The 13,714-nt window shown below is 65.4% G+C and carries 12 protein-coding genes; 11 read left to right on the forward strand and 1 reads right to left on the reverse strand.

Annotation, left to right across the window (positions count from 1 at the left end; all coding sequences use genetic code 11):
* The first annotated feature begins 61 nt into the window (after positions 1-61).
* From AC1DIO_RS07270 to AC1DIO_RS07290, 5 genes are all read left to right on the forward strand, one after another.
* A complete protein-coding gene (locus AC1DIO_RS07270; protein ID WP_476831900.1) occupies positions 62-862 on the forward strand; it encodes a Crp/Fnr family transcriptional regulator in 801 nt (266 codons plus the stop codon).
* A 122-nt stretch (positions 863-984) separates the two neighbouring features.
* Positions 985-1,776, forward strand: coding sequence for a class I SAM-dependent methyltransferase (locus AC1DIO_RS07275; protein WP_441504961.1), 792 nt, complete (start codon positions 985-987; stop codon positions 1,774-1,776).
* A gap of 150 nt (positions 1,777-1,926) precedes the next feature.
* A complete protein-coding gene (locus tag AC1DIO_RS07280) occupies positions 1,927-2,496 on the forward strand; it encodes an NADPH-dependent FMN reductase (RefSeq protein WP_441504962.1) in 570 nt (189 codons plus the stop codon).
* Positions 2,497-2,653: 157 nt separating this feature from the next.
* Positions 2,654-3,859 carry a diguanylate cyclase domain-containing protein gene (locus AC1DIO_RS07285; RefSeq protein ID WP_441504963.1) on the forward strand — a complete coding sequence of 402 codons (1,206 nt, stop codon included), beginning with the start codon at positions 2,654-2,656 and terminating at the stop codon, positions 3,857-3,859.
* Between the two features lie 229 nt (positions 3,860-4,088).
* On the forward strand, positions 4,089-5,036 hold the full coding sequence (locus AC1DIO_RS07290) for a glutaminase (RefSeq protein WP_441504964.1): 948 nt from the start codon (positions 4,089-4,091) through the stop codon (positions 5,034-5,036).
* A 205-nt stretch (positions 5,037-5,241) separates the two neighbouring features.
* On the opposite strand, the gene AC1DIO_RS07295 is transcribed toward AC1DIO_RS07290, so the two are convergent.
* Complete coding sequence (locus tag AC1DIO_RS07295; protein WP_476853285.1) at positions 5,242-5,943, reverse strand: SDR family oxidoreductase; 702 nt, start codon at positions 5,941-5,943, stop codon at positions 5,242-5,244.
* Between the two features lie 113 nt (positions 5,944-6,056).
* Between AC1DIO_RS07295 and AC1DIO_RS07300 the strand changes: the two genes are divergently transcribed.
* The 6 genes from AC1DIO_RS07300 to AC1DIO_RS07325 all read left to right on the forward strand — a co-directional run bounded on the left by AC1DIO_RS07300 (position 6,057) and on the right by AC1DIO_RS07325 (position 13,603).
* Entirely contained in the window at positions 6,057-6,947 is an 891-nt protein-coding gene (locus tag AC1DIO_RS07300; protein ID WP_441504965.1) for a LysR substrate-binding domain-containing protein, read from the forward strand.
* 455 nt (positions 6,948-7,402) lie between these two features.
* Complete coding sequence (locus AC1DIO_RS07305; RefSeq protein ID WP_441504966.1) at positions 7,403-9,271, forward strand: ABC transporter permease; 1,869 nt, start codon at positions 7,403-7,405, stop codon at positions 9,269-9,271.
* Positions 9,271-10,404, forward strand: a complete 1,134-nt coding sequence (locus AC1DIO_RS07310; RefSeq protein WP_441504967.1) for an ABC transporter ATP-binding protein — start codon at positions 9,271-9,273, stop codon at positions 10,402-10,404. The genes AC1DIO_RS07305 and AC1DIO_RS07310 overlap by 1 nt, the downstream gene beginning before the upstream one ends.
* A gap of 32 nt (positions 10,405-10,436) precedes the next feature.
* Complete coding sequence (locus AC1DIO_RS07315) at positions 10,437-11,546, forward strand: ABC transporter substrate-binding protein (RefSeq protein ID WP_441504968.1); 1,110 nt, start codon at positions 10,437-10,439, stop codon at positions 11,544-11,546.
* 77 nt (positions 11,547-11,623) lie between these two features.
* Positions 11,624-12,739, forward strand: a complete 1,116-nt coding sequence (locus AC1DIO_RS07320; RefSeq protein ID WP_441504969.1) for an ABC transporter substrate-binding protein — start codon at positions 11,624-11,626, stop codon at positions 12,737-12,739.
* Between the two features lie 33 nt (positions 12,740-12,772).
* Positions 12,773-13,603, forward strand: coding sequence for an inositol monophosphatase family protein (locus AC1DIO_RS07325; RefSeq protein WP_441504970.1), 831 nt, complete (start codon positions 12,773-12,775; stop codon positions 13,601-13,603).
* Positions 13,604-13,714 lie beyond the last annotated feature (111 nt).

A 13,714-nucleotide genomic window follows, 5' to 3' on the forward strand; every position in this document is an offset into this window, starting at 1 on the left:
TTCTGCCAGTTCCGCCAATTGCAAAGGATATGTTGCACCGCACGCAGCATGCGATTCGCCATTGAGCTATGCCGGCTCCTCCGCGCATAATGGCGTCATGAAGACCATGCCCGACCATGCCAGCATAGCCCGGCTCGGAGTGCCTTGCCTGGCCTGCCCTTTGCGGCTGAAGGCGGCATTCAAGGACAAGAGCGATGAGGAAGTCCGCTTCATCCAGGGGATGAAGATCGATCATCGTTCCGTTCCGGCCGGATCGGAGGTCATTCATCCCGGCCAGGAAGATGCCGAGCTCTTCACGTTATTCTCCGGCTGGGCCTTTCGCTACAAATCGCTCCCCGACGGCCGGCGTCAGATTCTGAACTTCCTGCTGCCGGGCGATCTGGTCGGGCTGCAGGCGTCACTCCTGAGCGCGGCCCAACATGGCATCGAAGCGCTGACCGATGTCGAGCTCTGCACCTTTTCGCGCAAGCGGATCTGGGATCTCTTCGTGCACATGCCGTCGCTGTCATACGAGATCGCGTGGCTCGGCTCCCGCGAGGAGAGCCTAATCGACGAGAATCTGACCTCGGTCGGCCAGCGCAATGCGGGCGAGCGCATTGCTGCACTGATGATCTCGCTCTATCGCCGGGCCGAGGCGCTCGATCTCGTCAGCGACAACAATTTCCAGTTCCCCTTGTCGCAACAGCACCTCGCAGACGCGCTTGGCCTGTCACTTGTCCACACCAGCAAAACCTGGTCGCGCCTGCGCCGTGCCGGCCTCTTCTCGCTTGCCGGGGGACGGCTCACCTTGCTCAACCCGCGGCTGACCGCGCGCATGGCCCTGCTTTTCGAACGCGAACGCCATCCGAGACCGTTGATCTGAAACAGCTCAACCGCTACGCCGCACTCTTGACCCGAACTTCTTGACGGTTAACGTCAATTCTGCTCGCTAGCGGCATCTGTTCGTTCTGATGCTTCGGCTAACGGGGCGAGGCCTGAGGTTTCATGACGCGTCCTTCCACCACCCGGGATTCTCGCGGCGCGCTTGCCGGCCGGCTCGGCAAATCGAGCGTTGCCGCTCGCATCGAGGGTGAAATGCGCGTCACGGCCGCAGAGTTGGCCGATAGCGTGGCGGAGGCCAGGCTCAAGGTCGCAGCCGTGCGTTACAAGGTCGAGGGCGAGGTCCGCAACACGGCCGGGAAGCTGAAGACCCGGGTCAATGAGGCCAAGGCGAAGTTCGGCGACGATGCCCGCTTCCTGAAATCCTGGATCGACGACCCGCTGCGCACGGGTTCGGTGACCCCGTCAAGCCCGTTCCTGGCGCGCCGCATGGCCTCCTTCGTCGATCCGAGCGTACCTGGTCCGGTGATCGAGATCGGCCCCGGAACTGGCCCTGTGACAGAGGCGCTGATCGAACGCGGCATCGACGAGTCCAGGCTGATCCTGGTCGAGTACAGCCCCGAATTCTGCAAGCTGCTGCGCGAACGTTTTCCGCGCGCCACCGTGGTGGAAGGCGACGCCTATGCGCTATCGACGACGCTTGCCGGGCATCTGAGCGAGAAGGCCGTAGCGGTCGTCTCCAGCCTGCCGCTATTCACGCGCCCGCCGGCCACGCGCACGGCCCTCGTCAAGGACGCTTTCACGCTGCTCATCCAGGATGCGCCCTTTATCCAGTTCACTTACTCCGTGATCTCGCCGGTGCCGCGGAAGGGTTCGGGCCTCAAGGCCATGGTGTCCGACTGGGTCTTGCGGAATATCCCGCCGGCCCGCGTCTGGGTCTATCGTCGCGCGGCATAGGACTGCGACGGCTCCCGGGCGATGGTCCCACCCGCCCTCCCGCGCATGGTGTCGATACCGCAGCCCGGGTTTCCAGGCCGCCAGCAAGAGTGCAAGCTTTCCTGATCGCGGACAGGCCGGAGCTTTCCGGCCAGGTCATGGGGTCGTCACATGCCAGAACCTAGAATTCTCGTTTTCGCCGGTTCCTGGCGCGAGGGCTCCCTCAACACCAAGCTCGCGACGCTGGCGGCAAGGAGGCTGCGTGCCGCCGACGCAGAGGTGAAGCAGATCTCGCTCGGCGACTATCCGCTTCCCCTGGTCGATGCCACCGGCTTCGGCAACGCGCCGCAGGCAGCCCATGAGCTGCGCGCGCTGATCGACGCGCATGACGGCCTCTACATCGCGAGCCCCGAATACAATGCCGGCTACGCCCCGGCCTTGAAGAACGCGCTCGACTGGGCATCGACAGCCAAGCCTGGCGCCCCCGCCAGCGGCCTTGCAGGCAAGGTCGTGGCGCTCGGCGGAGCTTCCACCGGCTCGCTCGGCGCCTATCGCGGGCTGACCCAGTTGCGAACCTCACTCGAACTCGGCTTCGGCGCGCTGATGGTGCCCGAGATGGTCGCCGTCAGTTTCGCCGACAAGATGTTTGATGCCGATGGCAACCTCACCGATGCGCGCAGCAGCGGTTTCTTGGATGCCCAGGTGGCCCGACTGCTCAAACTTTCCGGCAAGGGCCTGTAGTCGCGGCGGCGTGACGATCCGACGCTAGGGAAGTTCGCAAGTCATTATGCCTTCCACACGGAATCGTAACAGCTCGGCCCTATGAGCCGCGAACAAGAGCACTGGTCTCGACCCGGTCTCTTCCAGGACCTCACGGCCAGGGAGTTGCAGCACGCGTATGAATGGCCAGGCATCAAGCTATAGTTTGCCGCGCTGGCGCCTGACGCGCTGGCTGACCGATGCTGGCCCCGATGTGCCTGCCGACATCAGGGTCGCCTTGATTGGGAGCCTCTATGGCACCTTGCCGATCTTCGCCGGCGGCGTGATCAACACCATTGCCGTGTCGTTTCTGATCGCGATGCGGATTCCGACGTTGCCATTCGTGCTCTGGTGCGCCTTCGAGATCCTCTGCTGCGTGACGCGGCTCTTCGTGCTGCTCCTCGCCCAGACCCGGGCAAGGCAGGGCAAGGAAACACCGACGGATCTCTACATCCTGCTCGGCGTCGCCTGGGCCGGCGGTGTCGGCTACGGCACCTTCATCAGCCTGAGCAGCGGCGATTGGGTGGTGGCCACGCTCGCCTGCCTGTCGGCCGCCGCAATGGTCGGCGGCATCTGCTTTCGCAATTACGGGGCGCCACGACTCGCCGGAGTGATGATCTTCCTCACGCTCGGGGCCTGCTGCTTTGCCGCGCCCTTCCTCGGCGAGCCGATCATGCTGATCGTCTTCATGCAGATCCCCTTCTATCTTTTCAGCATGAGCCGGGCGACCCGCACGCTCAACAAGATGCTGGTCACGACGATGCGCGCCGAGCGCGAGAACGAGTTCCATGCGCGCCATGACATGTTGACCGGGCTCTCGAACCGCTCGGGCCTGACGAAGGCACTCGACGCGCATTTCGCCCGCGATGCCGGACAGAAGCGGCTCGCACTGATCTATCTCGATCTCGACGGCTTCAAGGCCGTCAACGACAGCTATGGCCATATGGCCGGAGACCGGCTGCTGCAGCTCGTCGCCGAGCGGTTGCGTGGCATGATCCGCACTGGTGATCTCGCCGCCCGGATGGGTGGAGACGAGTTCATCGTCTTGTCCGAGCAAACCGAAGCCGCGCAACTTCTCGGCTTCGGCGAAAGGCTGATCCGCGAGATTTCGCGGCCCTACGAGCTCGACAACAAGCACGAGGTCACCGTGGGAGCCTCGGTCGGGATTGCGCTTGCTCCGGACCACGGCACGGACATGATGACCCTGCTCGCTGCGGCAGACAGCGCACTCTATCAGGCCAAGTCGCGCGGCAAGTCGCGCTGCATGATCGCGTCGCAAAGCGAACTCGACCGGCCCTTCTCCGGCGCGCCGCTGCTGGTCAGCTCGGCCCGCCAGTTGCACTGAGCCCAAGATTCGCGGCTTGCTGCAGCTCGCAGCGCTCCTCCCCCACGGCATGTCGCCAAAGCGATCCTGGCCAGGCAATGCCGCACGCCCACGGCGTCATCCGGCAGCGAAGCATCGTCGCCCGCAGCACCGCAACGACGGCCCCTTGCAAGGTCGGTCTGGCGCGCCGCAATCTTGACCCCCCTGCAGCCCTCGGGCTTCCTGCCGTCCGGGAAAGCGGAGAGCGGCCGTGGCAGATATCGGACGAATCGTCCACGAGGTGGCCGAGGAGATGGCCGCCCATCCCGAACGGGGCGAGGTCGCGAGCTATATTCCGCCGCTCGCCCACGTCGATCCCGGACAGTTCGGCCTCTGCATCGTCACCTCCGATGGCGCAACGCATGCTGCCGGGGATGCCGAAGAGCCCTTCTCGATCCAGAGCGTCTCCAAGGTCTTCGCGTTGACCCAGGCGCTCGGCAAGGTCGGCGACACGCTCTGGCGCCGCGTCGGACGCGAGCCTTCCGGAACCCCCTTCAATTCGATCGTCCAGCTCGAGCGCGAACAGGGCATTCCGCGCAATCCCTTCATCAATGCCGGCGCACTCGTCGTCAGCGACGTCAATCTCGCCGGACATGAACCGCGCATCGCGATCGGCGAACTGCTGCGCTTCATCCGCTATCTCGCCGAGGACGAGACGATCGTCATCGACGAGACCGTGGCCCGCGCCGAACAGGAGACCGGTTTCCGCAACATTGCGCTGGCCAATTACATGAAGGCCTTCGGCAATCTGACGCATGCGGCGCCACTGACGCTTGGCGTCTATTTCCACCAATGCGCCATCGCCATGAGCTGCCGGCAGCTCGCCATGGCCGGGCGCTACCTGATGCTCGGCGGCCTGCATTCGCCCGGCGGAGCGCGGGTAATCTCGGCGCAAAGAGCCCGCCGCATCAATGCCCTGATGCTGACCTGCGGTCATTACGATGCTTCCGGCGACTTCGCCTTCCGCGTCGGCCTGCCCGGAAAATCCGGGGTCGGCGGCGGCATCCTGGCGATCGCGCCGGGCAAGGCCGCAATCGCCGTCTGGTCGCCCGGACTGAACGAATGCGGCAATTCCCGCCTCGGCACCCTCGCGCTGGAGCGCATTGCCGAAGCGACGGGCTGGTCGGTGTTCAGCCCATCAGGAGGCGGCCACCCCTGAGCGGTCGGCAGCATCCAGACAGCACGTCACCGGCCTGCACCTCCGCCCTGACCCGGGAGCCACTCCCCCCGAGGGCAACCGGGCAAGAGCCCTCTGTCGGAAGGAGCCTTCTGGGGGGAAAGGGCATTTCCGGGCGCGCCTGAGGGGGCCGCGAGCGTTTTCCGCAAGCCCCCCAAATGTTCAAGAGCCCAGCGCGCGCTGTTGCTCAGATCCCGCGCGTGATGCCGCCGTCGACGCGAATATTCTGTCCGGTAATGTAGCCGGCATCGTCGGAGGCAAGGAAGGCGATCGTGCCCGCGATTTCGTCGCTCCTGCCATAGCGCTGCAGCGGCACGCGCTGGCGTCGCTCATCGGTGGCCRGCAGGCTGTCGATCCAGCCGGGGAGCACGTTGTTGATGCGGATATTGTCCGCTGCGTACTTGTCGGCAAAGATCTTGGAGAAGGAGGCGAGCCCTGCCCTGAACACGGCCGATGTCGGGAACATAGCGTCGGGCTCGAAGGCCCATGCCGTCGAGATGTTGATGATCGATCCCGAGCGTTGAGCCTGCATGACCGGCGTCACCAGCCGGGCCGGCCGTACGACGCTCAAGAAATAGACCTCCATGCCGCGATGCCAGTCCTCGTCCGGGATCTCCAGGATCGGCGCGCGCGGGCCATGGCCTGCACTGTTGACGAGAACGTCGATGCGCCCCCAGCGGGAGACGGTCGCATCGACGAGGCGCTTGATATCGTCATTGGACTGGTTCGAACCGGTCACTCCGATGCCGCCGAGCTCATGGGCCAGGGCTTCGCCCTTGCCGGATGAGGACAGGATGGCAACCGCGAAACCGTCCTTGGCGAGACGGCGCGCGGCGGCAGCCCCCATCCCGCTGCCACCGGCCGTAATGATCGCGACTTTCTGAGTCATGGACTTTCCTCTGGTTGCCTGCTGCAGCTGGTCGTAGGCGACGAGGACGCCCCGAACCATGGATTTTCCGTGCGGTGTCCCTGTAGCGTTGCTACACCCTCATCATGTCACGAATGCCCCCTCTCGCGACCTTGCGCGCATTCGATGCGGCCGCGCGCCATCTCAATCTTCGCCTTGCGGCGGAAGAGCTGAATGTGACGCATGGCGCTGTCGCCCAACAAGTTCGCGCCCTGGAGGCCAGCCTCGGGGTCGCCCTGTTCGAGCGGGAGCCGCGCGGCCTCGCGCTCACCGCGGCCGGGCGGGCCTTTCATCCGCAGATCAGACGGGCCTTCGCACTTATCGCGGGCGCCATGGTCGCAATCGAACCCACGCAGGAACGCGAACGACGCGGCGTGACGGTCACTGTCACTCCCTCCTTCGCGGCAAGATGGCTCATTCCGCGGCTCGGGAAATTCTCGGTGATTGCGCCGGATGTCGAGGTGCGCGTCCTGGCGTCGGAATCGACCGAACGCCTCGGAGGACATGGCCTGCCGGATCTCGCAGTGCGTCTGTCAGCTCCGCCCTTCGAGCGCTCGCTCGATGCCCGGCGCCTGCTTGCGGACGATCTCTTTCCAGTCTGCAGCCCATCCATCGCCAAGACACTCTCGAGCCTGGACGACCTTGCAGGAGCGACGCTCCTTCACGACGCCCACGACGCATGGCCGCTCTGGCTGGAACTGGCGAACGCATCGACCCCACCAACGGTCGGACGCCGATTCAACCAGACCGCGCTGGCCCTTGCTGCCGCGCTTGACGGCCAGGGCGTGGCGCTTGCGCCATCTGCTCTCGTTGCGGAGGATCTCGCCGGGCAACGCCTGGCGGCACCATTCGGCACGGCCCTGCGTGTCGCGTCGGAGCGGGCCTTCTATCTTCTCACGCCGAGGCTCTCCCGAATGCGTGCTGAGGTCTCGAGCTTTCGCTCCTGGCTGATCGACGAATGCGACGCCGGCCTGGATGCGGAGTGACGGCCCCGCCGGGCTGCCTGGATCTGACGTCCGGCCCGCCCGGTTGAGGAGGTCGGACCGCCAAGAGCTCCCATGATGAGAGTGCTCCCATGACGGTTCCGCCGAGGCGGATGATCGCATCCGCCGGGCCGTAGCGGCTTTGGCCAACGGCGCCCGCCCAACGTGCTCAAACGCGAGGATCGCGTCGCAAACCACGGTCGAGGTTCACCACAACCTGCCCAGGTTCGCGCTTGCACGCATGTGCAAAATTGCGATTGACAGGCCTGCCGTTTGCGTTGAGCTTGATACGCAACGGATCGGGTCAAGCTGCGTGCAGCCCCACGATCAGAGCTAAATAAGAGCTGCCCCACAGCAGAGCGTTCTTTGCAAGGCTGTGCGGGGAGAGGGAGGGTACGATGGCCAAGACGTGTCCCGCTTCAGCGGGCGCCCGCCCTTGCGCGGAATAGGGCGCCTCGATGACCACCGGTAATGCCGTCGCGCCACGCCGCGAGAGTGGCCGGGAAGGGGCCCGGACGAATGCTATCCCGTCGCCGGCCTGGACATGTCGGCTGCGCTACCGGCTCCGCGTTGCGCTGCGCGAGCCGACGACCATCATCGGCCTCTTCGCCGCGCTTCTGTTTGCCTATCTCATCGTCGTGCCGGTGGTCTCCATTCTGCGCGATGCGGTGACCGTGCAGTTCGGCGACGAGCGCCGGACCGCCGCGGAGGTCGGCAGCCTCACAACCTATTACCTCACCCGCGCCTTCACATCGCCGGTGGCGGCGAACCTGTTCTGGCAACCGCTGCGCAACACCTTGATGGTGGCCGCCGGCGCCATTGGTATCGCCGTCGTCGTCGGCACGGCCATCGCCTGGCTGATCTGCCGCACKGACATGTTCGCGCGGCAGTGGTTCGCGACGGCCCTCATCGTGCCCTATATGCTGCCGGCCTGGACCTTTGCGCTCGCCTGGACGACGCTGTTCAAGAACCGCACGGTCGGCGGCCAGGCCGGCTGGATGGAGAGCCTCGGCTTCACCCCGCCGGACTGGCTCGCCTACGGCCAGGTGCCGATCACGCTCATCCTGGCGCTGCACTACACGCCGTTCGTCATTCTCCTCTTCGGGTCGGCGCTGCGCCGCTTCGACAGTCAGCTCGAGGATTCGGCTCGCGTCCTCGGTGCCGGACGCGGAGCTATCGCGCTGAAGATCATCCTGCCCCTGATGCGCCCGGCGCTGATGTCGGCGGTGGTGCTGATCTTCGCCAAGTGCCTCGGCGAGTTCGGCGTCGCCTATGTGCTCGGACTGCCGGTGAAGTACGACGTTCTCGCGACCTCGCTGTACCGCTCGATCGGTTCGCGCCAGACCGGCGTGGCCGGGGTGATTGCCGGCGCCATCATGCTGATCGGCATCATCACGATCCTGATCGACGCCTATCTGGTGCGCGAGGCGCAACGCTTCGTCACAGTCGGCGGCAAGGGCGCCATGAACCGGCCGGCGCGGCTCGGCATCTGGCGCTGGCCGGCCACCGGCTTCGCCGCGGGCGTCTACGCCGCCAGCGTCGGCGTGCCACTGCTGACCCTGTTCCTGTCGACGGTCATGCGTGTACCGGCGGATTTTTCATGGTCGAACTTCACCCTCGACTATTGGATCGGCTGGAATCTGCCAACGGTCGCCATGCGCACCGGCATCCTGCTCAGCCCGGACCTGTGGCAGGCGGCGTTCAATACATTATGGATCGTCGGCCTGGCCTCGACCTGCTCGGGCCTGCTCGGCATCATCACCGGGTATGTCGTGGTGCGCACGCCGGTCCGGCCACTCGCCGCCGTCCTGCGCCAAGTGACGTTCATGCCCTATCTCGTGCCGGGCATCGCCTTCGCAGCCGCCTATCTCTCGTTGTTTGCGGTGCCGCGCGGGCCGATTCCGGCGCTCTATGGCACCTCGCTCATCCTGATCCTGGCACTCATCGCCGACCAGATGCCCTATGCCTCGCGCGCCGGCATCTCCGCCATGATGCAACTCGGCAGAGATCCGGAGGAGGCGGCCCAGGTCGTCGGCGCAGGCTGGCTCGCGCGCATGCGCCTTGTCGTCGTACCGATCCAGAAGGGTTCGCTGATGACCGGCATCCTCCTGCCCTTCATCTCCGGCATCAAGGGGCTCAGCCTGTTCGTCATGCTCGCCGTGCCCAGCACCGACGTGCTGACCACCTTCTCGATGCGCCTCGTCGACTATCACTACACGCAGGCGGCCAACGCGGTCGTCCTGATCATCGCGGCCATCGCCTATTTCGGCACTCTGGCGGCGCAGAAGCTCACCAAGACGAACCTGGCGGAAGGACTAGGCAGCTGATGCCCGCGATCATCCTGGAAAACGCCAATAAGAGCTACGGCGCCGGTTCGCCCAACGCAGTGTCGAATCTCGACCTCGAGATCGCCAATGGCGAGTTCATGTGCCTGCTCGGCCCATCCGGCTGCGGCAAGACGACGACCTTGCGGATGATCGCGGGGTTGGAGAACCTCTCCGGCGGCGAGATCCGCATCGGCGAGCGCGTCGTCGACAGCATTTCCAAGGGCCTGTTCGTMGGGCCGGAAAAGCGCGAGCTCGGCCTCGTATTCCAGAGCTACGCGCTCTGGCCGCACTTGACCATCGAGCGCAATACCGATTTTGGCCTGCGCCTGCGCAAGGTGCCGAAGGCCGAACGCGAGGCTCTCGTCACCCGCGTCATGAAGGCGCTCGACATCGAAAAATACCGGGGACGGTATCCGTCGCAGCTCTCCGGCGGCCAGCAGCAGCGTGTGGCGCTTGCCCGCATGCTTGTGGTCAATCCGGGCGTATTGCTGCTCGACGAGCCGCTGTCGAATCTCGACGCCCGACTGAGGCTGGAAATGCGCGCCGAATTGAAGCGCATCCATGCTGAGTTCGGCACCACCATCGTCTTCGTCACGCACGATCAATGGGAGGCGATGACGCTCGCAACCACAATTGCGGTGATGAACGAGGGCTCGCTGCAACAGATGGGGACGCCGAACGACATCTATGACCGGCCAGCCAACCGTTTCGTTGCCGAGTTCGTCGGCAGCCCGCCGATCAACATTTTCGAGATCGGCGCTGCCTCGCACGACGTCGTCGGGCGGCACGCGGTGACCTTTCTCACGGCCCGACTGGGCCCCGATGCCGATATCGGCTCGCTCGGGCTCCGGCCCGAAACCATTCAGATTGCCGACTCGGCCGACGCGGTGCCTCTCGGCAACTTCGCCGACGAGGCGGTCGTGACCGGCATCCTTCCGACCGGTGGCAGTTGGATCGTCGAGCTGACTTCGGGCGGCAAGAAGACATTCGCGACCGCCAACGAGGCGCCGCGCCACAAGGTCGGCGACACGATTTGGTTCCACGTCCGACCGGCAGCGCTGCATGTGTTTTCGCGCGACGGCCAGCGTCTCCAACGTGCCGACGACGTCCTCGCGCAAACAGCTGTCCAATGAACGCCCCCAACGACAGAAAACGGGAGGGATCCATGCTTGTCATGACGAGGGCTGCACTCCGCACCGGCCTGGCGGTCGCCGCGTCGGTCGCTGCAATGGCCGCCATGGCCGAGGATCTGAAGCTGCTCGCGGAGCGTGCGAAGGCCGAGCCGCCGATGACGGTCTACGCCGTTACCGGCAAGATCGTCGATACGGCCAACGCCTTCAACAAGATCTATGGGCTTGGAGTCACCGGCAAGAAGGTCAGCGAGGCAGGCCAGGTGGAACTGCTCATTCGGGAGCATCGCGCCGGTGCCGCGCTCGCCTCCATCTCGCTTGCGGCCGACACGGCGTCGGTCGCGGCCGAGTTGCTGCCAAAGAAGGTCGTCACCTCCTACGTGCCCGACGACGCGGCGAACCTGTTGCCGAAAAATGCGCGGGATCCGCTGGTCTTCGTCACCGATCCGCATGTCTGGAGCTATAACGGCGCGGCATCGCAATCCTGCCCGGTCAAGAACGTCTGGGAACTGACCGAACCGGCATGGTCGCGTCTGGTGACCCTGATGGACCCCCTGGAGAGGCCGGCCTATGCCGACTGGTTCAACCAGTTGGAGACGCACCACGACGCCGCGATGGCGGCCGCATATGCGACGCATTTCGGCAAGCCGTTCGACAAGCGGCAGGGCTCGGCGACCGCCGCCTGGGTGAAGGCGCTGGCCGCCAACGGGCCACTCATCGCCGATTCGACCGCCGTCGCCGCCGCCGTCGGCGCGCCCGGACAAAAGCAGCCGTTTTTTGGCATGGTGCCGGTCGCCAAGTTCCGCGACAATATCGACAAGAAGTTCAGCCTGACGATCTGCCGCGACATGCAACCCTTCGCCGGCATGCTCTATCCCAGCATGGCTGTCGTTGCGGCCGGCACGAAGAGCCCCAACACGGCGAAGCTGTTCATCAACTACCTGCTGACCGAACCGGGACTCGCGCCGCAACTCGTCGACGGGAAGGTGCCGACGCACCCCAAGATCGCCTTGCCCGCTGATGAGCCCTCGGGCATCGGCCGTTCCCTCGACCGGATGATGGCGTGGGATCTGGCGTCGTCCGTGAGCGACCTGGAGCGCCGCCAGGATTGGCAGGACCTGTGGCGCGTCAACCTCAGGCGCTGACGGCGCCCTGCACGCGAACCCAACAAGCAAGCGGCGCGGGTGCAACAGCTCGCAAGCCGCACAAGGGAGGAACGACCATGAGCGCCTACTGGAGAGCACCGCTGCTGGCCGTTGCGTTGGCAGCCGCCGCCACTCCGACCATCGCCGCCGAGCCGCTCGACCTCAACAGCCTGATCGCCGCGGCCAGGAAAGAGCCGCCGATCACCATCTACGACAGCACCGGCAAGATCGTCGACATGGCCAAGGCGTTCTCGGCCAAGTACGGCCTCAGTGCCACGGGGCAGAAGGTGTCGGCCAACAGCCAGCTCGAAATGCTGCTGCGTGAGAGCCAGAGCCGCAACGTCAAGGGAGACGTGGCGCTGTTGACCGACACGCCGGCCGTCATCGGCCAGATGCTGCCGGCCAAGGTGCTGGAAAGCTACCTGCCTGCCGACCTCGCCGGCGAAATCCCGGCCGGCTATCGCGACCCGCTCGCCATTTCCGTCAACGCCAATGTCTGGGCCTACAACACCGAAATCCACGGCGCGACCTGCCCGATCTCCAATGTCTGGCAGCTGACCGAGCCGGAATGGAAGGGTCGCGTCGCCTTCATCGATCCGCTGACCAAGGGAACCTATACTGACTGGTTCAACCAATTGGCCCAGCACGGCAACGAGGCGCTCGCTGCCGCCTACAAGGCGCACTACGGCAAGCCGCTGGTCCCGCAGCAAAAGACCGCTGCCGCCGAATGGCTCGCGGCTTTGGCGAAGAATGCGCCGCTCGTGTCCGAGAATGACGACCGCATTTCCGACGCAGTCGGGGCGCCCGGGCAGAAGGCGCCGTTCATGGGGCTGCTGAGCTCCGCCAAGTTCCGCGACAACGCCGACAAGGGCTACAAGCTTGGCCTTTGCAAGACGCTTCAGCCTTGGGTCGGCTGGAGCTACACCAAGCTTGCGCTCATCGCCAAAGGCACCAAAAGCCCAAACGCCGCCAAACTCTTCGTCCGCTACATTCTGACGGAAGAGGGGCTGATGCCGCAGATGCAAGATGGCAAGCTGCCGACCAGCAAGGCGATCCCGGTCCCCAAGGACGAGCCATCGGGTGTTGCCGTCGTGCTGGACCGCCTGTTTCCCTACGACGCCAAGACAGGCCTCGACGACTGGGACAAGCGGCAGGATTGGCAGGATTTTTGGCAGATCCACTACAAGCGCTAACACACCGCGCCCCTTGAGCCGGAAGTCCAGACAATGCTGCATACGACGATCGCCGATATTGCCCGCAAAGCCGTTCTCGCCGTTCAGGAGCCGCTCACGGCCGCGTTTCGCGCCGGCATGGTGGTCGATTTCAAGCGCGACCGGCACGACCCCGTCACCGAGCATGACCGCCGCGCCGAGGCGGTGATCCGCGATCTCGTGTTCCGGGAGGTTCCCGACTCGACCTTTGTCGGCGAGGAAGGCGGCTCGGTCGGGAGCGGCGCGGTGCACTGGTATGTCGATCCGATCGACGGTACGGCCAATTTCGCCAGCGGGATGGCGTTCTGGTGCACGTCGGTGGCAGCGGTGGTCGACGGCGAGACCGTCGCCGGGGCCATCCTCGATCCGATCGGTGGCAACCTGTTCCTCGCCGATCGGAACGGGGCCTGGCTCAACGGGCAACCGCTCGCCAGCCGTGCCGCCCCCGACGAGGCCAACGCCGTACTGATCACCGGCTATCCGGTGCCGCGCGACTTCCGCAACGACGGCGAAGCGGTCGCGCTCGGCCGTTTCGGCGAACTGACACGCACCTTCGCGACCCTGCGACGACCGGGTAGCGCCGCACTCAGCATCGCCCATGTCGCGGCCGGCTGGGTCGACGCCGCCGCCGGTTTCGGCGTCAACGCCTGGGACGTCACCGCCGCCATCCTGATCCTAGAGAAGGCGGGCGGCCGCTACACCCCGCACGACCTCGGCAAGGTCGCGCCGACCGCGCCGGCGTTCCTCCACCCGGGCTATGTCGCTGTAGGCGCAGGGGCGAATTATCCGACGCTCGATCGCGTCGCGCGCGAGATCTCCGAAGGGCGAAGGCGACGCGTCGCCTAGATGGCCGTGCCGTTGCGGCGGCGCGGTCACCGCAGGAGTGGACTGCGTCATCGCATCTGCACGAGCGGCTGCGAGCGAGCGATAATGAACAGCTGTGCAAACTCATTCGAT

The organism is Allobosea sp. 05T439 (assembly GCF_056396005.1).

Bases quoted from the DNA above. Each gene is read 5' to 3' on its own strand.
- AC1DIO_RS07275 (WP_441504961.1), top strand. From the start codon at position 985: ATGACGCGTCCTTCCACCACCCGGGATTCTCGCGGCGCGCTTGCCGGC.
- AC1DIO_RS07280 (WP_441504962.1), top strand. From the start codon at position 1,927: ATGCCAGAACCTAGAATTCTCGTTTTCGCCGGTTCCTGGCGCGAGGGC.
- AC1DIO_RS07285 (WP_441504963.1), top strand. From the start codon at position 2,654: ATGAATGGCCAGGCATCAAGCTATAGTTTGCCGCGCTGGCGCCTGACG.
- AC1DIO_RS07300 (WP_441504965.1), top strand. From the start codon at position 6,057: ATGCCCCCTCTCGCGACCTTGCGCGCATTCGATGCGGCCGCGCGCCAT.
- AC1DIO_RS07315 (WP_441504968.1), top strand. From the start codon at position 10,437: ATGCTTGTCATGACGAGGGCTGCACTCCGCACCGGCCTGGCGGTCGCC.
- AC1DIO_RS07320 (WP_441504969.1), top strand. From the start codon at position 11,624: ATGAGCGCCTACTGGAGAGCACCGCTGCTGGCCGTTGCGTTGGCAGCC.
- AC1DIO_RS07325 (WP_441504970.1), top strand. From the start codon at position 12,773: ATGCTGCATACGACGATCGCCGATATTGCCCGCAAAGCCGTTCTCGCC.